This is a genomic window from Burkholderia mycopellens, from assembly GCF_964265025.1.
In the GTDB taxonomy this organism is placed as follows: Bacteria; Pseudomonadota; Gammaproteobacteria; order Burkholderiales; family Burkholderiaceae; genus Burkholderia.
The window spans coordinates 1,083,073-1,107,402 of the sequence record NZ_OZ183804.1; the positions used below are offsets into that span (position 1 = coordinate 1,083,073).

Consider the following 24,330-nt stretch of genomic DNA (forward strand, 5'->3'; position numbering starts at 1 on the left):
GATCACAAGCGCCGTGCGCGTCATGCGCTCGCGATCTGCGCGCGCGCGCCGGCGCGCCACTTCATCCAGGTGCCATACACGCACGACGCCAGCACGAGGCCGACGAACCACGCGTACGTGTAAAGCGTGTTGAAGAATGCCGGCACGTTCGGGAACGACGCCGGAAAAGCCGTGTGCAGGAAGCCGGGCAGGTTCGGCAGCACGCCGATCGCGAGCGCGGCCAGCGCGGCCGGATTCCAGCCGCGCGCGTAGCTGAAGCCGCCGCGCTCGTCGAACAGCGCGCGCGTGTCGAGCCGCGTGCCGCGGATCAGGAAGTAGTCGACCATCAGGATCCCCGCCACGGGCCCAAGCAGCGCCGAATAGCCGACGAGCCAGGTGAAGATATAGCCGTCCGTCGTCGCGAGGATCTTCCACGGCATCATCACGATCGCGATCGTCGCGGTGATCATCCCGCCGGTGCGGTACGAGATCGCCTTCGGCCACAGGCTCGAAAAGTCGTAGGCCGGGCCGACGAGATTCGCGGCGAGGTTGCAGCACATCGTGTCGAGCGTGAGGATCACGAGCGCGATGCCCACGCCGATGCCCGTCATCCGGCTCGTCAGGTCGATCGGATCCCAGATCGCGTTGCCGTAGATCACGACGGTCGCCGACGTCACGACGACCGATACCACCGACAGCAACGCCATCGGCAGCGGCAGCCCGATCGATTGTCCGATCATCTGGTCGCGCTGCGAATGCGCGAAGCGCGTGAAGTCGGGAATGTTCAGCGCGAGCGTCGCCCAGAAGCCGACCATCGCGGTCAGGCCCGGCCAGAAGGTCGCCCAGAACAGCCCGGCCTTCTTGCCGCCCGCCGCGAACTGCGACGGCGCCGACAGCATCGTGCCGAAGCCGCCCGCCTTCGATGTCGCCCACCATACGAGCGCCACGCACATCACGACCTTGATCGGCGCGGACCAGCTCTCGAGCCAGCGGATCGAATCGGTGCCGTGCCAGATGAAGTAGATCTGCAGCGCCCAGAACACGAGGAAGCACGCGAGCTGCCCGACCCCGATGCCGACGACCGGCAGCGCGGCACCGTGCAGCGCGTTGCCGGTCAGGATGTTCAGCAGCGTGTAGATCGCGCTGCCGCCGAGCCAGGTCTGGATCCCGTACCAGCCGCACGCGACGATCGCGCGCAGCAGCGCCGGCAGCTTCGCGCCCTGCGTGCCGAACGACGCGCGCACGAGCACCGCGTACGGAATCCCGTGCTTCGCGCCCGCATGGCCGATCAGCAGCATCGGCACGAGCACGATCAGGTTGCCGAGCAACACGGTCATCACCGCCTGCCACGGCGACATGCCTTCCTGGATCAGCCCGGCCGCGAGCATGTACGACGCGATGTTCATCACCATCCCGACCCATAGCGCGGCGAAGTGATACCACTTCCACGTGCGCTGCGCCGGCGTCGTCGGCGCGAGGTCGTCGTTGTACAGGCTGCCGCCCTGCGCCGCGGCGCTGTCGGGATCGGCGGGATTCGCTGCGTGATTCATCGAACGCACTCCACGAAAAACGTCGGCGCCGGCATCGTGCGATGCCGGCCCGGGTGGAACCCAAAGCGGCGGTGCGGGATGGCCCGTGCCGCCGGACGCCGGTCAGGCAGCCTGCTTCGCATGCTTGTCGGGCGCCGCCGCCGCGCCTGCACCCGCGCTCGCGCTCGCCGGGTTGTTCGGATGCGTGGTCCAGTTCGCGTAGTCGCCCGAATCGACACGCTCCATCGTGATGCACTGCTCGACCGGACACACATGCATGCAAAGATTGCACCCGACGCATTCCGAATCGACCACTTCGAAGTGCCGCACGCCGTCCTTCGTCGCCGTGATCGCCTGGTGCGACGTGTCCTCGCACGCAATATGGCACAGCCCGCACTGGATGCAGCGATCCTGGTCGATGCGCGCCTTGATGTCGTACTTCAGGTTCAGGTATTTCCAGTCGGTCACGTTCGGCACCGCGCGGCCGCGGATGTCGTCGAGCGTCGCGTAGCCCTTCTCGTCCATCCAATTCGACAACCCGTCGGCCAGGTCCGACACGATCCGGAAGCCGTAGTGCATCGCGGCGGTGCATACCTGCACGCTACCGGCGCCGAGCACCATGAACTCGGCCGCGTCGCGCCAGGTCGAGATGCCGCCAATGCCCGAGATCGGCAGGTTCGGCGTTTCCGGATCGCGCGCGATCTCCGCGACCATGTTCAACGCGATCGGCTTGACCGCCGGGCCGCAATAGCCGCCGTGCGTGCCCTTGCCGTCAACCATCGGCATCGGCGCCATGTGATCGAGGTCGACCGCGACGATCGAGTTGATCGTGTTGATCAGCGACACGCCGTCCGCGCCGCCCTTGTATGCGGCGCGCGACCCCATCCGGATGTCGCTGATGTTCGGCGTGAGCTTCACGAGGCACGGCAGCTTCGTGCCTTCCTTCACCCAGCGCGTGACCATCTCCACATATTCGGGTACCTGTCCGACCGCCGCGCCCATCCCGCGCTCGCTCATCCCGTGCGGACAGCCGAAGTTCAGCTCGACCGCGTCGGCGCCCGTATCCTCGACGAGCGGCAGGATCCATTTCCAGTCGCGCTCGTTGCACGGCACCATCAGCGACACGATCAGCGCGCGATCCGGCCAGTCGCGCTTCACCTGCGCGATCTCTCTCAGGTTCACGTCGAGCGGACGGTCGGTGATCAGCTCGATGTTGTTCAGCCCCGCCATGCGCTGACCGTTCCACTGCACGGCGCCGTAGCGCGAACTGACGTTGACGACGTGCGGATCGAGCCCGAGCGTCTTCCAGACGACCCCGCCCCAGCCCGCCTCGAACGCGCGGTTTACGTTGTAGGCCTTGTCGGTCGGCGGCGCGGACGCGAGCCAGAAGGGATTCGGCGAAGTGATGCCCGCGATGGTGCAGCGAAGGTCGGCCATGGTCGGCTCCGTGAGAGTGGGATCGTGTTCGTTGTGCTCGTGGCGTGTGACGCGCGTCGGGCGGTCACGCGGCCTTCGCGTCGCGTTGCGCGAGCGCCGCGTCGATCGACGCGGCCGCGCGCTTGCCGTCCTGCACGGCCTGCACCGTGAGGTCGATGCCGCCCGTCGCCGCGCAGTCGCCGCCGGCCCACACGTCGGGCCATGCGGTGCGCCCGTCCGCGTCCACTGCGATGCGCGCACCGTCCGCCGTCAGCAGCGCGGCGTCGACGCCGTCCGGTGTCAGCGTCTGGCCGATCGCCTTCAGCACCATGTCCGCATCGACGGTGAAGCGCTCGCCCGACGCCGACTCGAACTCGACACCCGTCACCTGCCCGTCCGCACCCGCCATGCGCACCGGCTTCGCGTGCGTGACGAGCGTGACGCCGCTCTTCTGCGCGAACTCGCGCTCGGCCCATGTCGCGCTCATCGCGTCCACGCCGCGCCGGTACACCATCGTCACGCGCTCGGCGCCAAGCTTGCGGCTCTGCACCGCCGCATCGATGGCCGTATTGCCGCCGCCGATCACGACGACGCGCCGCCCGACCGGCACGTTCTCCAGCGCGTCGGCCTGCCGCACCTGCTCGATGAAGTCGACCGCGTTCATCACGCCGGCCAGTTGCTCGCCGTCGATCGAGAGCGCACGCACGCCGCCGAGGCCCATCGCGAGAAACACCGCGTCGTGCTGCTCGCGTAGCACGTCGAGCGTGATGTCGCGCCCCAGCGCGACGCCGGTTTCCAACGTGATCCCGCCCACCGACAGCAGCCACTCGACTTCACGCTGCGCGAACGCGTCGACGGTCTTGTAGGCAGCGATCCCGTATTCGTTGAGGCCGCCGGCCTTCGGGCGCGCGTCGAACAGCGTGACGCGGTGCCCGGCGAGCGCGAGCCGGTGCGCGCATGCGAGCCCGGCCGGCCCCGCGCCGACCACCGCGACATGGCGGCCCGTGTCGGGCGCACGCGTGAAGCGCACCGCACCGGTCTCCATCGCCCAGTCGGTCGCATGCCGTTGCAGCGCGCCGATCGCGACGGGCTGCGCATCCTGGTGATTGCGCACGCATGCGCCTTCGCACAGGATCTCGGTCGGACACACGCGGGCGCACATCCCGCCGAGCGGATTCGCCGACAGGATGTCGGTCGCGGCGCCCTTCAGGTTGCCGTTGCCGATCTTGCGGATGAAGCTCGGGATGTCGATCTGCGTGGGGCACGCTTGCACGCACGGCGCGTCGTAACAGTAGTGACAGCGGCTGGCGGCCGCCGCCGCGGCAGTCGGATCGAGCAGCGGCGCGATATCGGCGAATTCGCACGAGAGTTGCGTGGACGACAGGCGATGCGCGGCGATATCGCCGGTAGGCTTGGTGGTCATACGCGTTCCTTCGACTGGGTGGAGACAAAGCCGTCCCCGCCGGCCGCGAATGCGCGATCGGGGCGGTCTTTATTAGGAATGCTACGGTCAGGCGATCAGCAGCCTGCCGGCTGCTACGATCTCTGCGTCATGAAGCCGGCTCGCATGCACGCGACAGCATCGCGTGCAGCAGCACGTTCGCGCCGGCCTCGATCCAGGCGGGCGTCGCATCCTCGATCTCGTTGTGGCTGATGCCGTCGACACACGGCACGAACACCATCGACGTCGGCGCGACCTGCGCGAGGTAGCACGCATCGTGGCCGGCGCCCGACACGATGTCGCGATGCGAGAAACCGAAGCGGTCGGCCGCACTGCGCACGGCTTCCACACAGGCAGGATCGAACGCGACCGGCTTGTAATAGAAGATCTGCTCGAGTTCGGTCTCGAGCCCGATGTCGGCTGCGATGCGCGCCACGCCGTCGCGCAATGCAGCATCCATCTTCGCGAGCACCGCGTCGTCCGGATGACGGAAATCGACGGTGAAGAACACGCGCCCCGGAATCACGTTGCGCGAGTTCGGGTAGACCTGCATCATGCCGACCGTCGCGCAGCCGAACGGCGCATGATCGAGGCCGATCCGGTTGACGAGATCGACCACGCGCGACGCGCCGAGCAGCGCATCGCGGCGACGCGGCATCGGCGTCGGCCCCGCGTGCGCTTCCTGGCCGGTGAACGTGATCTCGTACCACCGCTGCCCCTGCGCGTCGGTCACGACGCCGATCGTCTTGCATTCCGCTTCGAGAATCGGCCCCTGCTCGATATGCAGTTCGAATGCCGCGTGCAGCTTGCGTCCGCCGCACGGCACGTCACCCGCGTAGCCGATGCGCGCCAGTTCCTCGCCGATCGTCTTGCCGTCCACATCCTTGCGCGACAGCCCGTATTCGAGCGAGAACACGCCCGCGAACACACCCGACGCAACCATCGCGGGCGCGAAGCGCGAGCCTTCCTCATTGGTCCAGATCACGACCTCGACCGGATGCTCGGTCTCGATGCCGTGATCGTTGAGACTGCGAATCACCTCGAGGCCGCCGAGCACGCCGTAGATGCCGTCGAAGCGGCCGCCCGTCGGCTGCGAATCCGCGTGCGAGCCCGTGACGACCGGCGCCGCATCGGCCGCGCGGCCGGCGCGGCGCATGAATACGTTGCCCATCGTATCGACCGTCACCGTGCAGCCGGCGGCCTTTGCCCAGCCGACGATCAGGTCGCGGCCGGCCTTGTCGAGATCGGTCAGCGCGAGACGGCACACGCCGCCCTTCGGCGTCGCCCCGATCTTCGCGACTTCCATCAGGCTGTCCCACAACCGCTTGCCGTCGACCTTGATCGACGTGTCGAAAGCTGCCCGCTTCACTGTTTCCGATACCGCGTTCATTCGTATCGCTCCTGTGGGGTCGGTGATGTCGTCAGCCGGTCCGTGCCGGTGCGTGTCATGCCTGTTTCGGGGCAACGCCGCCCAAGCGCGGTGCATGCCCCGGTCGTTCGCGAAGATCGTCCGGCGAATCGGGCTGGAAGGTTTCCGCCGCTCGTCGAATCCTGTCCGATTGGACAGGTTTTAGACGATCAAAATGACCAAATCAATCTCTTTCTTGCGTGAACGTAGAGAGCGAGAAACGTGCCACCGCAACGCAGCATCGCAACGCAGGCGCGAAATCTGCACACGTGCGTTCGATGCGGATCAGCGGCTAGAATGAAGCCCAACGCGGCACGCCTGCCGCGCGAGGGCAACGATGAGACATGACGAGGCGGCGACCGAAGCCACCGACAGCGACGAGACGTCCGCGCCTTTGCGGCGACGCAAGGCGCACATCCGCGAGTCCAACGAAGCGCATCTGCTCGCCTGTGCGGAAGCCGTGTTCGCGGAACGCGGGCTCGACGGCGCGAGCACCGCGATGATCGCGGAGCGCGCCGGCCTGCCGAAAGCGAACCTGCATTACTACTTCCCGACGAAGCTTGCGTTGTACCGACGCGTGCTCGACGACCTGTTCGAGGACTGGCATCGTGCGGCCGGCTCGTTCGAGGCCGACGACGATCCCGTCGAAGCGATCGGCGCCTACGTGCGCGCGAAGATGGCGTTGTCGCGGCGGCGTCCGCTCGGCTCGAAGGTCTGGGCCAACGAGATCATCCACGGCGCGGAGCACATGCAGGACATCCTGTCGGAACGCGTGAAGCCGTGGTTCGATACGCGCGTGAAGGTCATCGAAGGCTGGATCGCGCGCGGGCTGCTTGCGCCGATCGACGCGCATGCGCTGATGTACCTGATCTGGGCAACCACGCAGCACTACGCGGATTTCGATGCGCAGATCCGCGCGCTGAGCGGCAAGCGGGCGCTCACGCAGAAGGCGTTCGACGAGAGGACCGAACAGGTCGTGCAGCTCGTGATCCGCGCATGCGGGGCGGTTTCGCCGCACGCGAAGGCGTAGCGCGACAACGCGATCCCCCAAAGCGGAACGGGTATCGCACCGGTGTTTCCCGTGCGATACCCGTCGTACGTGTCGCCGCAGGCGGACTACGCGCGATGCGTTACACGATGCGCTCGATCGCGATCGCCGTCGCCTCGCCGCCGCCGATGCACAGCGAAGCGACGCCGCGCTTCATCCCATACGTTTCGAGCGCGGCCAGCAGCGTCACCATTACGCGCGCGCCCGATGCGCCGATCGGATGCCCAAGCGCGCACGCGCCGCCATGCACGTTGACCTTCTCGTGCGGCAGGTCGAGATCGCGCATCGCGGCCATCGGCACCACCGCGAACGCTTCGTTGATCTCGAACAGGTCGACGTCGCGCAGGTTCCAGCCGGTTTTCTCCGACAGCTTGCGCAGCGCGCCGATCGGCGCGGTCGCGAACAGGCCCGGCTTGTCTGCGTAGGTCGAATGCCCGACGATCACGGCCTTCGGCGTGAGCCCCAGGCGCTCGGCTTCCGAGCGGCGCATCATCACGAGCGCGGCCGCGCCGTCCGAGATCGACGACGCATTGGCGGCCGTCACCGTGCCGCCTTCGCGGAAGGCCGGCTTCAGCGTCGGGATCTTGTCGAGCTTCGCCTTGCCCGGCTGTTCGTCGATCGACACGACCGTTTCGGTCTTGCCGGCCTTCACGGTCACCGGCGCGATCTCCGACACGAAATGCCCGTCGGCGATCGCACGTTGCGCGCGCGTCAGCGATGCGATCGCGAACGCATCCTGTGCCTCGCGCGTGAACTGGTACGCCTGCGCGCAATCCTCGGCGAACGTGCCCATCAGGCGGCCTTTCTCGTACGCGTCCTCGAGCCCGTCGAGGAACATGTGATCGAGCACCTGCCCGTGACCCATGCGCATCCCCGCGCGCGCCTTCGGCAGCAGGTACGGTGCATTCGTCATGCTCTCCATCCCGCCCGCGACGGCCACGCCTGCCGAACCTGCCAGCAGCAGATCGTGCGCGAACATCGCGGCCTTCATCCCCGAGCCGCACATCTTGTTGACCGTGGTCGCGCCCGCCGCGAGCGGCAGCCCGGCCTTCAGCGCGGCCTGCCGCGCCGGCGCCTGGCCCTGGCCCGCCGGCAACACGCAGCCGAACACGATTTCATCGATGCGCTCGGCCGGCACGTTCGCGCGCTCGAGCGCCGCGCGAATCGCTACCGCGCCGAGGTCGCTCGCGCTGGCTGCCGCCAGGTCGCCCTGAAAACCACCCATCGGCGTACGCGCCGTGCCAACGATTACGATCGGATCCTGAGTCGTCATGATTCGCTTCCTCCAGTGTCAGCGCGGTGCCATGCGCAACGCGCCATCGAGACGGATGACTTCGCCGTTCAGCATCGTGTTCCCGGCGATGTGGCGCACCAGCGCCGCAAATTCTTCCGGCCGGCCGAGCCGCGGCGGGAACGGCACGCTCTTGCCGAGCGCGTCCTGCACGTCCTGCGGCATGCCGGCCATCATCGGCGTCGCGAAGATACCCGGCGCGACCGTCACCACGCGGATGCCGAACCGCGCGAGCTCGCGCGCGATCGGCAGCGTCATGCCCACCACGCCGCTCTTCGACGCCGCATACGCGGCCTGCCCGATCTGCCCGTCGAACGCCGCGACCGACGCGGTGTTGACGATCACGCCGCGCTCGCCCTCCGCATCGGCGTCCTGCTTCGACATCGCCTCGGCGGCCAGCCGGATCATGTTGAACGTGCCGACCAGGTTGATCGACACCGCGCGCGCGAAGCGGTCGAGCGAATGCGGGCCGTCGCGGCCCACCACCTTCTCGCCCGGCGCGACGCCCGCGCAGTTGACGAGCGCGTCGATGCGGCCGAACGCGTCACGCGCCGCGGCGACGGCAGCCTGACCGTCGGCTTCGCTCGTCACGTCCGTCTTCACGAAGCATGCGGCCGCACCGAGTTCTTGTGCGAGGCCCGCACCTGCCTCTTCGTTGACGTCCAGCAGCACGGCCTTGCCATCTTCCGCGACCACCATGCGCGCCACCGCGGCGCCGAGGCCCGAGCCGGCGCCCGTAATCAGAAAAACGCGATCCTTGATATCCATTCGCAGTCCGTACAGTATGTGTTCAGGGTTGAGCGGCCTTCTCGGCTTCCATCTTGCGCAATACGAAGCGCTGGATCTTGCCGCTCGGGGTTTTCGGCAGCGCGTCGACAAAGTCGATCGCGCGCGGATAGGCGTGAGCGGACAGCCGCCGCTTCACGTGCAGGCTCAGTTCCTCGGCCAGCGCCGGCGTGCCGTCCTGGCCTTTCGACAGCACGACGAACGCCTTGACGATCTCCGTGCGCTCCGCGTCGGGCACGCCGATGACGGCGGCCTCGCTCACGGCCGGATGCTCGATCAGCGCGCTTTCCACGTCGAACGGGCCGATCCGGTAGCCGGACGACGTGATCACGTCGTCCGCGCGGCCGATGAAGCTCACGGTGCCGTCCGGCTCCAGCTCGACGTTGTCGCCGGTCCGGTAATAGCCGCCCGCGATCGCCGGCGTATCCTGCTGCCAGTAGCCGTGGAACCACAGCAGCGGCGAGCGCGCGATGTCGATCGCCAGGTTGCCGGGCTCGCCCGGGCCGAGCTCGCGGCTCGCCTCGTCAAGCACCGCGACGCGGTACCCGGGCATCGCCAAGCCTGCCGAACCCGCGTGGACGGCATGCGCGAGGCCGTGGTGGTTGTTCACGACCATCCCGAGCTCGGTCTGGCCGTAGTGATCGTAGATCGGCGCGCCGAGCGCCGCGTCGAACCAGCGCACGACTTCCGGATTCAGCGGTTCGCCCGCGCTGCTGACCACGCGCAGCTTGCCCTTCAGTCGCGCCGCCGCTTCCGTCCCGGCCGCCATCAGCATCCGGAAGGCCGTCGGCGAACCGGCAAGGCTCGTGATCCCGAGCCGCTCGATCACGTCGTACGTACTGTCGACCGTGAAACTGCCTTCGTAGAGCGTCGTCGCGTGGCCGAGCAGCAACGGGCCCGTGATCGCGTAATAGAGGCCGTACGCCCAGCCCGGATCGGCGATGTTCCAGAACCGGTCGCCGGCTCGCAGGTCCACCGCGTCGCGCATGTACGCGCCGAATGCAAGCAGCGCGCGCAGCGGCACCGGCACGCCCTTCGGCAAGCCCGTCGTGCCCGACGTCGACATCATCATGAACAGGTCCGTGCCCGTGCGCAGCACCGGTTCGAACGTGTCGGGCTGCGCGTCGAGCGCCGCGCGGAAATCGATGTCGCGTTCCGGCAGCGTTTCGCCCGGCTCGCGCACCGTCGCAACGGGCGGGCAACCGGCGATCTCGTCGAGCTTCGCGCGATTCGCGACGTTGGTCACGATCAGGCGTGCGTCGCTCATGCGCAGCCGGTGCTCGATTGCTTTCGGGCCGAATGCGGTGAACAGCGGCTGATAGACGGCGCCCGCGCGCCATGTGCCGAGAATCGTCGCGACGAGTTCCGGCGTGCGCGGCAACAGGCCCGCCACCACGTCGCCCGGCTTCACGCCCTGCGCGACCAGCAGGTTCGCGACGCGTGCCGACAGCGCCTTCATCTGCGCAAACGTGTAGCTGTGGTGCTGCCCGCCGGCGTCGATCCAGTCGAGCGCGATCGCGTTCGCCGATGCGTGCCGGTCGCAGCATTCCACGCATGCGTTCAGGCCGTGCGCCAGGTCGCCGTGCAGTTGCTGCGCGGCGGTCTCGATACTGAACCGGGCCACGGCGTCGGCGTAGGCCGGCACCGCTTGGGCGGTAGCTCCATCAGACATGCGTGTCTCCTGTGCGTTATGGCCGCCGGCGAGCCAGGGGCGCGACGGGGATAGTTCGATAGTAGACAGCCCGTACATTGCAATCAATGACAAACGGAATCTAGAATCGTGATCGCTTTTGCCATGTCGGGAGGATGCAGGAAAATGGGGCCGCAGATGATTTCACCGGATTTCGTCGACGACGCGCTCGCGTGCCTGCGCCGGCAAGGCCTTCCGACGGAGCCCGTGCTGCGCGCCGCCGGCCTGCCGGCCGCCCTATGCGAGCCCGTCACGCCGCAGCAGTACGGCAGGCTGTGGCTCGCGATCGCCGGTACGCTCGACGACGAATTCTTCGGCCTCGCCGCGCGCCCGATGCGGCGTGGCAGCTTCACGCTGCTGTGCCATGCGGTGCTGCACGCCGGCACCCTCGACAAGGCGCTGCGGCGCGCGCTGCAGTTCCTGCGCGTGGTGCTGGACGAGCCGCATGGCGAACTCGTCGTGGCCGACGGACAGGCCCAGATCGTGCTGACTCAAACGGGCGCGCCCTACCCGGCGTTCGCGTACCGGACGTTCTGGCTGATCCTCCTGGGCGTCGCGTGCTGGCTGATCGGCCGGCGCATCCCGCTGCAGCGCATCGACTTCGCGTGCCCGAGCCCCGACCAGCGCAGCGACTATCACCAGTTCTTCGGCGTGCCCGTGCATTTCGACCGTCCCGACAGCCGGCTCGCGTTCAATGCCGCGTACCTCGCGCTGCCGACGATCCGCTCCGAACAAGCGTTGAAGACCTTTCTGCGCGGCGCGCCCGGCAACCTGCTCGTCCGCTACCGGCACGACACGGGCTGGGTCGCGAAGACGCGCGCGCAGCTGAAAACGCTACCTGCCGCGGAGTGGCCCGACTTCGATACGCTGGCCGTGCGCCTCGGCACGACGCCCGCGACGCTGCGACGGCGTCTGCGCAGCGAAGGGCAAAGCTTCGCGGCAATCAAGGACGAGCTGCGCGGCGCGCTGGCCCAGTCATTGCTGCGCGGGCATGCGCTCAGCGTCGCGGAGATTGCGGCCGAGCTCGGCTTCACCGAGCCGAGCGCGTTTCATCGCGCGTTCCGGAAATGGACGGGGACGAGCCCCGGCGCGTTCCGGCGGGACGTGCATGTGGCGGAGGGCGAGCCGGGGGGGTGAGCGGATGATGCGGCAGGCCGTCGTCGACGGGAGTTGCGCGGCGGACACGGAAACGCTCGCGCGACGCTGATACGATGCGATCTGCCGACTGCCGTTCGGAGCATCGCGGCCGCGTTCTACCCGGCCGTCAACGTCATCGCGTCGATCGACATCTGCGGGGTGATGCTCATCCGGCGTCAATCGCTGCCGAACGCGCGGTAGACAGTATCCGTCGGTGCGGTATGTTCGTTGCTGCCGTTGCTCGCCGATATGAGCACCACCAACCTTCAGAGACGATGCGAGGCCCTGAAATGGATGCAATCCGTACAGCCATCGAACCCAGCGAAGCCGCGCTTCGTGCCGCGATGCTGACCAACGATGTCGAAGCGCTCGATGCGTTGCTGGACGACGATCTCGTGTTCACCGTTCCGACCGGCCAGATCATCTCGAAAGAAGACGACCTCGCCGCACATCGCGCGAAGCTGCTGCGTCTCGACAAACTCGATGTGCAGGAAACGCGCGCATGCGCGATCGGCGAGATGATCCTGACCACGACGAAGGCGATACTCGCCGGCCATTTCGACGGCGAGGCGTTCGACGGCGTGTTTGCCTATACTCGGCTATGGCGTCGATCGAGCGCCGGCTGGCGCGTCGTCGCCGGGCATGCGTCGCAGGTCATGTAGCCGCGTCGAGCTCGCACGCCCTTCGAGCCGGCAAGCCGCGAATCCGGAGTGGAGTGGATGCGAGCCGGACGATACCTCGAAGAAGGTATCGTCCATGACAGGAGACGACATGCACCAATCATTCACCCTACGTGCTGCCCGTACCGCGGACGCGAACGAACTCACGCGACTGGCTCGCATTTCGAAAGCACACTGGGGCTATCCGAAGGACTGGCTCGACTTGTGGCAGCGCGATCTCACGATTGCGCCGGAGACGATCGACGGATCGATCGGTTACGTCGCGGAATCCGGAGAGGCCATCATCGGATTCTGGGTCAGGGCGTCTTCGGAATCGGATCGACCGACGCCCGGATGGCTGTTCGTTCGTCCCGACCACATGGGCCGCGGTGTCGCCCGGGCACTGTGGGAAGCAGTCCGCCGGGAAAGCGCCGCGAGAGGGATCACAAGCTTCGTGATCGAAGCGGATCCCAATGCGGTTCCGTTCTATCTGGCGCTCGGGGCTGAAAAAATCGGCGAAAAGGAATCGGGCGTCGTCCCGGGCCGGTTCTTCCCGATCCTGCGGATCACGATCTGATCGCAACGCCTATCGGGCGCTGCAACCAGACATACCCCGCGTCGCCCCTTCTCAGGCTGGCTGCAACGTCCTCGCACGACTGTCCTCGAGCTTGAACTCGCCGACCGTCTGCGCGAGCTTCGCGGCCTGCTCGCGCAGCAACGTCGCGGCCGCCGCCGACTGCTCGACGAGTGCCGCATTCTGCTGTGTCGCATTGTCGAGATGCGACACCGCCTGATTGACCTGCTCGAGCCCGGTGCTCTGCTCCTTCGCGGCGACGGTAATTTCCGCAATGACGCTCGTGATGCTGCGCACGCCCTCGACGATTTCGTTCATCGTCGCACCAGCCGTCTGGACGAGTCCTGAGCCACCCTCGATCTTCTCGACCGACGAGTGAATCAATTGCTTGATTTCCTTGGCGGCCTGCGCGCTGCGCTGCGCGAGCGCGCGCACCTCGCCCGCGACGACCGCGAAGCCCCGGCCGTGCTCGTTTGCACGTGCGGCCTCGACGGCTGCGTTCAACGCGAGAATGTTGGTCTGGAACGCGATGCCGTCGATCACGCCGACGATGTTGGCGATTTCGCTCGACGCTTGCGTGATCTCGTTCATCGTCGAGACGACCTCGCCGACGACCGTGCCGCCGCGCACCGCGACGTCCGACGCCGATTCCGCCAGACGGCTCACCTGGCTCGCGGCATCGGCCGAGTTGCGGGCCGTGCCGGCGATCTCCTCGAGTGCTGCGGCGGTTTCCTGCAAGCTCGATGCGGCATGTTCGGTCCGGCCCGACAGATCCTGGTTGCCCTGCGCGATCTCGGCGCTCGCGAGGTTGACGGATTCGCTGAATTCGCGAATCTGCAGCAGGATCGTACTGATCTTTCCGGCGAACAGGTTGAACGCATGCGCGATCTGCGCGGCTTCATCCACGCCGTCGGCGGGCAGGCGTTTCGTCAGGTCACCGCTGCCGCTCGAGACATCCGTGAGCGCGTCGCGGACCAGCAGGATGCGCTTGAAGGCCGCGTTCGTCATCGCACCGACGAGCGCCGCGGCGATGATGGCGACGATCAGGATCGCCGCCAGCGTCGTCGTCGCGACCGCGCGCATGCCGGCCGTCACGTCCGCCTTGTCGAGCGCGAGCACGAGGGACCAATCGGTACCGGCGATCGGCTGGGCGCGCATCAGCTTGGTTGCCCCGTCGATGTCGACGGCGACGGGCTCGGACGCGGTTTGCAGCGCGCCGAGGTGGTCGGCGTCGAGTGCGGGCGAAAGACCGGTTGCGGGCTTCATGATCAGGTCGGTCTTGGCCGACGCAATCACGCGCCCGCTCTTGTCCACCAGGAATGCGAAGCTCGCGGGTGTCGGGTGGACCGAGGTCACGATCGAACTCACGCTCTCCATGAACAGGCTGGCGGCCAGCACGCCCTTCACCGTGCCGTCGCGCACCACGGGCACCGCGAACGCAACAGCCGGCTTGCCGCTCGTCGCATCCCGGTAGAGGGCCGTCACGACCAGGTGGCCCGCGCCGACGGCCTGCTTATACCATGGACGTGCTGTCGGGTCGTAGCCGGGCGCGAGCGGCACGTTCGAGAACGCGGTCTTGTCCGGCAGGCCGAGCGTCAACACCTCGAAGCCGCCCGACTTGCCGAGCAACTTCAGCGCCGGCAGCGGATCGCCCTCGCCGATCGCGATCGTATCCGCGAGTGCCTGGGTTTCCCGGCCCCGGCTGGCCACCCATTCATTGATCGCAAGCGCGTGCCCGGCGAGGATCGACTTGTGATTCTGGTCGATTGCCTCGTCGTTGTGTTGCTTGACCACGTAATAGACTAGGCCGCCTGTAACGGCCAGCGCCGTGACCACGATGGCGACGCAAGTCGCAAGTATCCGAGCACGAATCGAGGACAACATGATGACTTCGATCTCCGTTACCGCGTTGTATGAATAGGGTTGCCGAAAACAGGCAACGTCCTGTTTAACGACTGCGATCGCGGGAACTTAAGGCCTGACTGGCCAGACCAGTGCGGGCAACGGATCGGCAGATCCGCGGATTGGGGGACGGACGGGCTGATCCGGCAAGATCGGATACCGCCCCGACTGACTGGGCGCGTAGCGGGGAGCCTGGATGAACTGGCCACGATCGTCCGGATACTCGGAAGGTTGTCATGCGTCGGTTCGACGAAGGGCTGAGGATCTGTCTGCCGCGATCCGGTGGTCCCCTCATGGGCAGTTGCAGGATGGCATCCGGTTCAACGTATCGAAGCAAACAGACGGGATGAGATACCCATCCCTTTCCCTGGCAGGCGTGTTCGACGGGGTGCCTACGATTCATGTTCCACTGGCTGGATCAGCGATAAATGGCATGCCCGCAAAGCCGGCGTGTTCAGCTGCAGATTTTTACGCTCGTCACAATATTCGCGCGCCTGAAACGTCTTCAAGCGCATGGAATCGCCACCCACTTCGCACACGATGACCGACCCAGACCGCGACATCACTGCGACCGTGATGCGTGAACGAACGAGGCTAGTGAATTTTATCCGGCGCCGGATACGCGATCCGGACGATGCCGAGGACATCCTGCAGGATGTGTTTCACGAATTCGTCCAAGCCTATCGGCTTCCTGCGCCAATTGAACAGGTGAGTGCATGGCTTTTCCGTGCCGCGCGCAACCGCATCGTTGACCGCTTTCGCAAGAAGAAGGAGCAACCGCTGGCCGACCTGTCCGAGGTCGACGATGACGCAAACAGCGAGTATCGGCTGGACCTCGCGCTACCGGCGCATGATGCCGGCCCCGAAGCACTCTACGCTCGCACGCTAGTGCTCAAGGCCTTGCAGGATGCACTCGACGAGTTGCCGGCGAACCAGCGTGAGGTATTTATCGCGCACGAGCTGGAGGGCCAGTCCTTCAAGGAGATGGCCGCGCACAGCGGTGTCGCGCTCAACACGCTGCTCGCTCGCAAACGCTATGCGGTCTTGCATTTGCGTGCCCGACTGCAGCCCATTTATGACGAACTGGATAACACCTAAAGGAATCGACAGATGAATTTCCGAACCAGATGTGCAGGCAAGGCGCTGCTCGTGTTGATCGCGATTGGCGTGCTCGGATGGGTCGTCATGATGTTATGGAACTGGGTGATTCCGGCGCTATTCGTCGGCGCCCGTACGATCGACTTCGCCCATGCGCTGGGCCTGCTCATGCTGAGCCGCATCCTGTTCGGCGGATTCCGCGGACACCACGGCTGGCGCGGACGGCGCCACTGGCGCAAGTGGGAATCCATGACACCCGAAGAACGCGAGCTTTTCCGGACCGCGTGGCGATCCGGCAGCAACCGGCCCACGGGAGAGTGAACGTGCGCGAAAAATCAACGGGCGACTGCAAACAGCAACCGGGCGTGATAGCGCCGGTCGTCGATCTGAAACGTTGTGAAGGCAAGGGCGCTTGCGTCGCGGTGTGTCCCGAGAACGTGTTCGAGATTCGGCGCATCGACCAGGCCGATTACCTCGGCCTTGCCCTGATGCATCGCCTGAAGCTGCGCGTGCATGGAATGAAAGTCGCCTACACGCCAAACGCGGATGCCTGCCGTTCATGCGGACTGTGTGTGACGGCGTGCCCCGAACGCGCCATCACGCTCGCCCGAACGGCATAGCAACATCCGTGTGTCACCGATATCGAGCGACAGCGCAGCGACCCTGACGGGAGAGGCTGTCGCTGGATACAGCGTCGACCGGATCAATCTCGTCAAGGAACAAATATGGCTTCACCCACCATCGCTCTTCTGCAACGGCTCCATGAGGAGAGCCGAACCGAAATCATCGCCCGCGCCCGCGCGCAGTTCCAGGGATCGAACGAGGATTTTCTGTCGTTAGCCGAGGAATACGACGCGATCGCCCCTCGTCTGCGAGGGCGGTTTCTCGAAACGTTCGGGCTGTCCAGCGACGACTTCGAGTCCCCGGAAGGCAGTCGGCTGTCGTTGGCCGTGTCGCCGGAAACAGGGGGATTTTTACGCAACATGGCGCTCTCGCAACGGCCGGCCAGAATCCTCGAACTCGGCAGTTCATGCGGCGTGTCGACGCTGTATTTCGCCGACGCACTGCGCATGCTGGGCCGTGGCGTGATCGTCGCGACCGAACGCGATGCGCTCAAGTGCGCACAACTGCGCACTCACGTCAGAACAGCGGGCCTGGACGCCTATGTCGACGTGCGGGAGGGCGACGTATTCGAGACCGTTGCCGAACTCGACGGTGCTTTCGACATGGTGTTTATCGATGTATGGGCCGACGCCTATTTGAAGCTGTTCAAGCAGATCGAGCGCCTGCTGCACCCAGGATCGGTCGTACTGGCCGACAACATGTACACAGCCGAGGACGCCGTTCGACCGTACAAGCACTACCTCGCCAACGACCCGCGGTTTTCGACCACGACCCTGGACTTTGAATCGGGGGTCGAATTTACGGTCGTCGTTTCTTGAGTGGGGACGCCGTCGAAGCGCTCCTTCTACGGGATCTCGGCCTAAAGGAACACCGCCGGCGACCGAAGTTACGACGCGAAGGAAATCAAGAACATCGCGCACCCGACACATCGCGAAGACCGGATGCCGGGTGCCTGTCCGTTGCCGCGCTATTGCCATTCGCGGATCCCAGTGATTGAGCGCGCGTCCCAATCAGGAGCGAGTGGTCGCACGGACCATTGGCGCGTCAATGCCTTATGGCATATTGCGCGCGATATGGCGCCTAAAGACGGTACGACAGGGAGCCCGCTGGACGTGGATTGATGTGACGCGCAGGGGAACGCACCGGGTTCCGGGCACGTAGCACTGCGGATTGCTCGAGAACGGGAGGCGCCTCAATCAGCGCGTTCGTCGTTTCAGCTCCAGCCAGGCCGTCTATCCCGATCGCCGTGCATTTCCGCCGCTCAAATGCAAAAACCCCCGCCTTTCGGGCGGGGGTTCTTGGCTTAGGGAGCCTGACGATTACCTACTTTCACACGGGAATCCGCACTATCATCGGCGTAGAGTCGTTTCACGGTCCTGTTCGGGATGGGAAGGGGTGGGACCGACTCGCTATGGTCATCAGGCAAAGAGGGTTGTTGTGCTGGCTTTGCAGCACAACCAATCTGGGAAGAAGCAGTAATTTCGTTGGGTTGTGAGGTTGTATCTCACACATACGCGGTAGTTCAACCGCAGTACGTCGAGTGCTTCACACTCGACGTTCGACATTCGTAAAGCGCTAACGACTGTCGAAACAGACTTGTTATAGGATCAAGCCTTACGGGCAATTAGTATCAGTTAGCTGAACGCATTACTGCGCTTACACACCTGACCTATCAACGTCCTGGTCTCGAACGACCCTTCAAGGGGATCTAGTCCCCAGGGATATCTCATCTTAAGGCGAGTTTCCCGCTTAGATGCTTTCAGCGGTTATCTCTTCCGAACATAGCTACCCGGCGATGCCACTGGCGTGACAACCGGTACACCAGAGGTTCGTCCACTCCGGTCCTCTCGTACTAGGAGCAGCCCCCTTCAAATATCCAACGCCCACGGCAGATAGGGACCAAACTGTCTCACGACGTTTTAAACCCAGCTCACGTACCTCTTTAAATGGCGAACAGCCATACCCTTGGGACCGGCTACAGCCCCAGGATGAGATGAGCCGACATCGAGGTGCCAAACACCGCCGTCGATATGAACTCTTGGGCGGTATCAGCCTGTTATCCCCAGAGTACCTTTTATCCGTTGAGCGATGGCCCTTCCATACAGAACCACCGGATCACTATGACCTGCTTTCGCACCTGCTCGACTTGTCGGTCTCGCAGTTAAGCACGCTTATGCCATTGCACTATCAGCACGATTTCCGACCGTACCTAGCGTACCTTCGTACTCCTCCGTTACGCTTTGGGAGGAGACCGCCCCAGTCAAACTGCCTACCATGCACTGTCCCCGACCCGGATCACGGGCCAAGGTTAGAACCTCAAACAAACCAGGGTGGTATTTCAAGGACGGCTCCACCGAAACTAGCGTTCCGGTTTCATAGCCTCCCACCTATCCTACACAGATCGGTTCAAAGTCCAATGCAAAGCTACAGTAAAGGTTCATGGGGTCTTTCCGTCTAGCCGCGGGTAGATTGCATCATCACAAACACTTCAACTTCGCTGAGTCTCGGGAGGAGACAGTGTGGCCATCGTTACGCCATTCGTGCAGGTCGGAACTTACCCGACAAGGAATTTCGCTACCTTAGGACCGTTATAGTTACGGCCGCCGTTTACCGGGACTTCAATCAAGAGCTTGCACCCCATCATTTAATCTTCCGGCACCGGGCAGGCGTCACACCCTATACGTCCACTTTCGTGTTTGCAGAGTGCTGTGTTTTTATTAAACAGTCGCAGCCACCAGTTTATTGCAACCCCTTCACCCTTTGCGCGCAGGCGCATCAAGCTACAAGGGCGTACCTTATCCCGAAGTTACGGTACCAATTTGCCGAGTTCCTTCTCCCGAGTTCTCTCAAGCGCCTTAGAATACTCATCTCGCCCACCTGTGTCGGTTTGCGGTACGGTCATCGTTAGACTGAAGCTTAGAGGCTTTTCTTGGAACCACTTCCAATTGCTTCGCTCCCTAGGGAGCTCGCGCCACACCCTTGAATCCTGCGCCCGGATTTGCCTAAGCGCCTTCTCCAATGCAGCGACCGGGACTTCCAACACCCGGACAACCTTCCGCGATCCGTCCCCCCATCGCATCTAACAATGGTGCAGGAATATTGACCTGCTTCCCATCAGCTACGCATTTCTGCCTCGCCTTAGGGGCCGACTCACCCTACGCCGATGAACGTTGCGTAGGAAACCTTGGGCTTACGGCGAGGGGGCCTTTCACCCCCTTTATCGCTACTCATGTCAGCATTCGCACTTCCGATACCTCCAGCACGCTTTTCAACGCACCTTCGCAGGCTTACGGAACGCTCTCCTACCATGCGAGCAAAGCTCGCATCCGCAGCTTCGGTATATAGCTTAGCCCCGTTACATCTTCCGCGCAGGACGACTCGATCAGTGAGCTATTACGCTTTCTTTAAAGGGTGGCTGCTTCTAAGCCAACCTCCTGACTGTTTTAGCCTTCCCACTTCGTTTCCCACTTAGCTATATTTGGGGACCTTAGCTGGCGGTCTGGGTTGTTTCCCTCTTGACACCGGACGTTAGCACCCGATGTCTGTCTCCCGTGATTGCACTCTTCGGTATTCGGAGTTTGCTATGGCGGGGTAATCTGCAATAGACCCCCCAACCATGACAGTGCTCTACCCCCGAAGGTGAGACACGAGGCACTACCTAAATAGTTTTCGGAGAGAACCAGCTATTTCCAAGTTTGTTTAGCCTTTCACCCCTATCCACAGCTCATCCCCTAACTTTTCAACGTTAGTGGGTTCGGACCTCCAGTACGTGTTACCGCACCTTCATCCTGGCCATGGATAGATCACTTGGTTTCGGGTCTACGCCCAGCAACTGAACGCCCTATTCGGACTCGCTTTCGCTACGCCTGCCCTATACGGTTAAGCTTGCTACTGAACGTAAGTCGCTGACCCATTATACAAAAGGTACGCCGTCACCCCTTACGAGGCTCCGACTGTTTGTATGCATGCGGTTTCAGGATCTATTTCACTCCCCTCCCGGGGTTCTTTTCGCCTTTCCCTCACGGTACTGGTTCACTATCGGTCGATCACGAGTATTTAGCCTTGGAGGATGGTCCCCCCATCTTCAGACAGGATTTCACGTGTCCCGCCCTACTTGTCGCACACCTAGTTCTTTCATACTGTTTTCGCCTACAGGGCTATCACCTGCTATGGCCGCACTTTCCAGAGCGTTCGGCTAACAATACAAATAAAGAGTGCAAGGCTCATCCCATTTCGCTCGCCACTACTTTGGGAATCTCGGTTGATTTCTTTTCCTGCGGTTACTTAGATGTTTCAGTTCACCGCGTTCGCTTCACATGGCCTATGTATTCAGCCATGGATACTCCAAAAGGAGTGGGTTTCCCCATTCGGACATCTACGGATCAAAGCTCGTTTGCCAGCTCCCCGTAGCTTTTCGCAGGCTACCGCGTCCTTCATCGCCTGTGATCGCCAAGGCATCCACCACATGCACTTGTTCGCTTGACCCTATAACGAGTCTGTCTCGTTACAGGTTGAGTTCTCGCGTTGTGCCGTATTCCAATTGAGTCAAACATAGAGTTCGAATCATCTTGAGATACATCGATACAATCACAACCCGGATAACTTTCACGTCCATCTCAAGACGCTTCCGCTATCCAAATTACTTACTTCTTCCAGATTGTTAAAGAACGACAGCCGATACGTAAGACGTATCACTCTGACTGGCTCAATCGCCAATGCAAAATTCTCGGTTCAGTGTCTGAACCAAGCCCTTAGCGTTGGTGATTGGTGGAGGCAGACGGGATCGAACCGACGACCCCCTGCTTGCAAAGCAGGTGCTCTCCCAGCTGAGCTATGCCCCCATGAGTACAGATTGCCTCAGGTGCCTGAGCCTGTCGGCTTGGGGTACTCGTAAGCGCTAAAGCGCTAACGATCACCGACACGTCAGACAATGGTGGGTCTGGTTGGATTCGAACCAACGACCCCCGCCTTATCAAGACGGTGCTCTAACCGACTGAGCTACAGACCCCTGAGTCTGTCTTTAAATTTACAGCCGATAAGCGTGAGCGCTCAACTTTGCGAGAAGCTCTGGAAAGGAGGTGATCCAGCCGCACCTTCCGATACGGCTACCTTGTTACGACTTCACCCCAGTCATGAATCCTACCGTGGTGACCGTCCTCCTTGCGGTTAGACTAGCCACTTCTGGTAAAACCCACTCCCATGGTGTGACGGGCGGTGTGTACAAGACCCGGGAACGTATTCACCGCGGCATGCTGATCCGCGATTACTAGCGATTCCAGCTTCATGCACTCGAGTTGCAGAGTGCAATCCGGACTACGATCGGTTTTCTGGGATTAGCTCCCCCTCGCGGGTTGGCAACCCTCTGTTCCGACCATTGTATGACGTGTGAAGCCCTACCCATAAGGGCCATGAGGACTTGACGTCATCCCCACCTTCCTCCGGTTTGTCACCGGCAGTCTCCTTAGAGTGCTCTTGCGTAGCAACTAAGGACAAGGGTTGCGCTCGTTGCGGGACTTAACCCAACATCTCACGACACGAGCTGACGACAGCCATGCAGCACCTGTGCGCCGGTTCTCTTTCGAGCACTCCCACCTCTCAGCGGGATTCCGACCATGTCAAGGGTAGGTAAGGTTTTTCGCGTTGCATCGAATTAATCCACATCATCCACCGCTTGTGCGGGTCCCCGTCAATTCCTTTGAGTTTTAATCTTGCGACCGTACTCCCCAGGCGGTCAACTTCACGCGTTAGCTACGTTACTAAGGAAATGAATCCCCAACAACTAGTTGACATCGTTTAGGGCGTGGACTACCAGGGTATCTAATCCTGTTTGCTCCCCACGCTTTCGTGCATGAGCGTCAGTATTGGCCCAGGGGGCTGCCTTCGCCATCGGTATTCCTCCACATCTCTACGCATTTCACTGCTACACGTGGAATTCTACCCCCCTCTGCCATACTCTAGCCTGCCAGTCACCAATGCAGTTCCCAGGTTGAGCCCGGGGATTTCACATCGGTCTTAGCAAACCGCCTGCGCACGCTTTACGCCCAGTAATTCCGATTAACGCTTGCACCCTACGTATTACCGCGGCTGCTGGCACGTAGTTAGCCGGTGCTTATTCTTCCGGTACCGTCATCCCCCGACTGTATTAGAGCCAAGGATTTCTTTCCGGACAAAAGTGCTTTACAACCCGAAGGCCTTCTTCACACACGCGGCATTGCTGGATCAGGCTTTCGCCCATTGTCCAAAATTCCCCACTGCTGCCTCCCGTAGGAGTCTGGGCCGTGTCTCAGTCCCAGTGTGGCTGGTCGTCCTCTCAGACCAGCTACTGATCGTCGCCTTGGTAGGCCTTTACCCCACCAACTAGCTAATCAGCCATCGGCCAACCCTATAGCGCGAGGCCCGAAGGTCCCCCGCTTTCATCCGTAGATCGTATGCGGTATTAATCCGGCTTTCGCCGGGCTATCCCCCACTACAGGACATGTTCCGATGTATTACTCACCCGTTCGCCACTCGCCACCAGGTGCAAGCACCCGTGCTGCCGTTCGACTTGCATGTGTAAGGCATGCCGCCAGCGTTCAATCTGAGCCAGGATCAAACTCTTCAGTTTAAACCTGTTACTGTTTTCGGTTCTTTCGAACCGGTCGCTCACTCAAAGCTGACAGGAATATGAATCACTTCATAAACCTGACTTACTTTAGTGTGAGACTCTTGATACTTTTGCCATCTGATCCGAGGATCAGCTCGCTTCCATCAAGCGCCCACACTTATCGGCTGTTAATTTTTAAAGAGCATTCTGCGAGGAACTTCGTGTTTCCCGGCAGCGCTGCGTTTTCAGCAGCAGAGAAGCGAGATTATGAACCGTGTTTCGCAGCTCGTCAACAATTTTTTAACATCAGCGTTGCGACCGCGGGGCTCAACTTCCAGGCCAGTTGTACGCGCCAGACTGCCGCACACCACCGACCCTGCTTCCCTCTTCCGCGCCGCGTTTCCGTTAGCGCGAAAGAGGCGTGATTCTAAGCACCCGCCCCCAACCACGCAAGCCCCTTTGTGAAAATATTTTGAAAAAACCCCCGTGCGCTGCCGCGCACGGGGGCTCGGGGCTCGACGGACCGCCCATCGCAACACGGCACCCCCTATTGATGTGAAGTATGTCTCTCGCCGCCTATATGGGAGGGCGCGGAACGGGCAAGGAATCGGGTGCGGTCGAGTATCATGCCGCGACCGAACCACGCACTCCTCTCCTATCCACGATGAACAGCACCACTCAATCCGGCGACGCCGACCTTCGCGACGAATATGCAGCGCTGCGCGAGCGCGCCATCATCCTGGAAGAACAGGCTCCGCCGCTTCTGCAACGCATCTCGGATGTATTGCCGCGGATCAGCGGCGAATCCGAACTGGCGGACGAGCACCGCGAGCGACTCGTCGGCGCGCGCAACGCAGCGATGGTCTCGATCGAAAACTATCAGCAGGCGATTCCTTTCCTGCAGACGGCCGATTCGATCATCGAGCAGCTGGACAAGACGCCCGAACGCGACGAAGACATCGAGTGGCGTGAATCGCTGCTGCAACGACTCGATGAACTGATCGACGTCGCAGTCGTGATGATCGACGATGCTGAAGGCTACTTCGAACAGGCGCAAGCCTGCGACCTGTCCAGCGTGCCGAAAGCCATCCTCGAGGATTAAGGAGCGCCGCTCGGGATCGCGTCGCGCACCCGCGTCATGTCGTGTGCGCCAACCATCCTGATG

General features: G+C 63.0%; 17 protein-coding genes, 2 tRNA genes and 3 rRNA genes. 9 read left to right on the forward strand and 13 right to left on the reverse strand.

Going from position 1 to position 24,330, the window contains the following annotated elements:
• Positions 1-20 precede the first annotated feature (20 nt).
• From ACPTTC_RS38850 to ACPTTC_RS38865, 4 genes are all read right to left on the reverse strand, one after another.
• On the reverse strand, positions 21-1,529 hold the full coding sequence (locus ACPTTC_RS38850; protein ID WP_226199583.1) for an NCS1 family nucleobase:cation symporter-1: 1,509 nt from the start codon (positions 1,527-1,529) through the stop codon (positions 21-23).
• A gap of 102 nt (positions 1,530-1,631) precedes the next feature.
• The gene (gene preA / locus ACPTTC_RS38855) at positions 1,632-2,945 is read right to left on the reverse strand and encodes an NAD-dependent dihydropyrimidine dehydrogenase subunit PreA (RefSeq protein WP_423396519.1); all 1,314 of its coding nucleotides are present in this window, start codon (positions 2,943-2,945) and stop codon (positions 1,632-1,634) included.
• Between the two features lie 64 nt (positions 2,946-3,009).
• Positions 3,010-4,347, reverse strand: coding sequence for an NAD(P)-dependent oxidoreductase (locus tag ACPTTC_RS38860; RefSeq protein ID WP_423396520.1), 1,338 nt, complete (start codon positions 4,345-4,347; stop codon positions 3,010-3,012).
• Positions 4,348-4,474: 127 nt separating this feature from the next.
• Positions 4,475-5,755, reverse strand: coding sequence for a Zn-dependent hydrolase (locus tag ACPTTC_RS38865; protein ID WP_423396521.1), 1,281 nt, complete (start codon positions 5,753-5,755; stop codon positions 4,475-4,477).
• Between the two features lie 355 nt (positions 5,756-6,110).
• On the opposite strand from ACPTTC_RS38865, the gene ACPTTC_RS38870 reads away from it, so the two are divergent.
• On the forward strand, positions 6,111-6,803 hold the full coding sequence (locus tag ACPTTC_RS38870) for a TetR/AcrR family transcriptional regulator (RefSeq protein ID WP_175958337.1): 693 nt from the start codon (positions 6,111-6,113) through the stop codon (positions 6,801-6,803).
• Between the two features lie 100 nt (positions 6,804-6,903).
• Here ACPTTC_RS38870 and ACPTTC_RS38875 read toward each other — a convergent pair whose 3' ends face one another.
• From ACPTTC_RS38875 to ACPTTC_RS38885, 3 genes are read right to left on the reverse strand one after another with little or no spacing between them, the layout of a single operon-like run.
• Entirely contained in the window at positions 6,904-8,094 is a 1,191-nt protein-coding gene (locus ACPTTC_RS38875) for an acetyl-CoA C-acetyltransferase (protein WP_226199572.1), read from the reverse strand.
• Positions 8,095-8,112: 18 nt separating this feature from the next.
• Positions 8,113-8,880, reverse strand: a complete 768-nt coding sequence (locus ACPTTC_RS38880; protein ID WP_423396522.1) for a 3-hydroxyacyl-CoA dehydrogenase — start codon at positions 8,878-8,880, stop codon at positions 8,113-8,115.
• Positions 8,881-8,902: 22 nt separating this feature from the next.
• The gene (locus tag ACPTTC_RS38885) at positions 8,903-10,570 is read right to left on the reverse strand and encodes an acyl-CoA synthetase (protein WP_423396523.1); all 1,668 of its coding nucleotides are present in this window, start codon (positions 10,568-10,570) and stop codon (positions 8,903-8,905) included.
• A gap of 144 nt (positions 10,571-10,714) precedes the next feature.
• Between ACPTTC_RS38885 and ACPTTC_RS38890 the strand changes: the two genes are divergently transcribed.
• From ACPTTC_RS38890 to ACPTTC_RS38900, 3 genes are all read left to right on the forward strand, one after another.
• Complete coding sequence (locus ACPTTC_RS38890) at positions 10,715-11,725, forward strand: AraC family transcriptional regulator (protein WP_423396524.1); 1,011 nt, start codon at positions 10,715-10,717, stop codon at positions 11,723-11,725.
• Between the two features lie 290 nt (positions 11,726-12,015).
• Positions 12,016-12,387: a nuclear transport factor 2 family protein gene (locus ACPTTC_RS38895; RefSeq protein WP_423396590.1), complete on the forward strand. Its 372-nt coding sequence runs from the start codon at positions 12,016-12,018 to the stop codon at positions 12,385-12,387.
• A gap of 109 nt (positions 12,388-12,496) precedes the next feature.
• Positions 12,497-12,961 carry a GNAT family N-acetyltransferase gene (locus ACPTTC_RS38900; protein ID WP_423396525.1) on the forward strand — a complete coding sequence of 155 codons (465 nt, stop codon included), beginning with the start codon at positions 12,497-12,499 and terminating at the stop codon, positions 12,959-12,961.
• 51 nt (positions 12,962-13,012) lie between these two features.
• Here the strand turns inward: ACPTTC_RS38900 and ACPTTC_RS38905 are convergent, their stop codons facing one another.
• Positions 13,013-14,842 carry a methyl-accepting chemotaxis protein gene (locus ACPTTC_RS38905; RefSeq protein ID WP_423396526.1) on the reverse strand — a complete coding sequence of 610 codons (1,830 nt, stop codon included), beginning with the start codon at positions 14,840-14,842 and terminating at the stop codon, positions 13,013-13,015.
• A gap of 531 nt (positions 14,843-15,373) precedes the next feature.
• On the opposite strand from ACPTTC_RS38905, the gene ACPTTC_RS38910 reads away from it, so the two are divergent.
• The 4 genes from ACPTTC_RS38910 (at position 15,374) to ACPTTC_RS38925 (ending at position 17,400) form a co-directional block, all read left to right on the forward strand.
• Entirely contained in the window at positions 15,374-15,958 is a 585-nt protein-coding gene (locus tag ACPTTC_RS38910; protein ID WP_423396527.1) for an RNA polymerase sigma factor, read from the forward strand.
• 12 nt (positions 15,959-15,970) lie between these two features.
• Complete coding sequence (locus tag ACPTTC_RS38915) at positions 15,971-16,279, forward strand: hypothetical protein (protein WP_423396528.1); 309 nt, start codon at positions 15,971-15,973, stop codon at positions 16,277-16,279.
• Positions 16,280-16,281: 2 nt separating this feature from the next.
• Positions 16,282-16,578 (forward strand): 4Fe-4S dicluster domain-containing protein, encoded by a 297-nt coding sequence (locus ACPTTC_RS38920; protein ID WP_423396529.1) that lies wholly within the window; start codon positions 16,282-16,284, stop codon positions 16,576-16,578.
• Positions 16,579-16,683: 105 nt separating this feature from the next.
• A complete protein-coding gene (locus tag ACPTTC_RS38925) occupies positions 16,684-17,400 on the forward strand; it encodes an O-methyltransferase (protein WP_423396530.1) in 717 nt (238 codons plus the stop codon).
• A gap of 492 nt (positions 17,401-17,892) precedes the next feature.
• Here the strand turns inward: ACPTTC_RS38925 and rrf are convergent.
• The 5 genes from rrf to ACPTTC_RS38950 all read right to left on the reverse strand — a co-directional run bounded on the left by rrf (position 17,893) and on the right by ACPTTC_RS38950 (position 23,186).
• A 5S ribosomal RNA gene (gene rrf, locus ACPTTC_RS38930) occupies positions 17,893-18,005 on the reverse strand.
• A gap of 180 nt (positions 18,006-18,185) precedes the next feature.
• Positions 18,186-21,067: ribosomal RNA gene (locus ACPTTC_RS38935) — 23S ribosomal RNA — on the reverse strand.
• 280 nt (positions 21,068-21,347) lie between these two features.
• Positions 21,348-21,423, reverse strand: a tRNA-Ala gene (locus ACPTTC_RS38940).
• A 90-nt stretch (positions 21,424-21,513) separates the two neighbouring features.
• Positions 21,514-21,590 (reverse strand) — tRNA-Ile (locus tag ACPTTC_RS38945).
• A 63-nt stretch (positions 21,591-21,653) separates the two neighbouring features.
• Positions 21,654-23,186: ribosomal RNA gene (locus tag ACPTTC_RS38950) — 16S ribosomal RNA — on the reverse strand.
• The 16S, 23S and 5S rRNA genes sit together here with 2 tRNA genes alongside, the layout of an rRNA operon.
• A 643-nt stretch (positions 23,187-23,829) precedes the next feature.
• Between ACPTTC_RS38950 and ACPTTC_RS38955 the strand changes: the two genes are divergently transcribed.
• Positions 23,830-24,267, forward strand: a complete 438-nt coding sequence (locus ACPTTC_RS38955) for an ATPase (protein WP_423396591.1) — start codon at positions 23,830-23,832, stop codon at positions 24,265-24,267.
• Positions 24,268-24,330 lie beyond the last annotated feature (63 nt).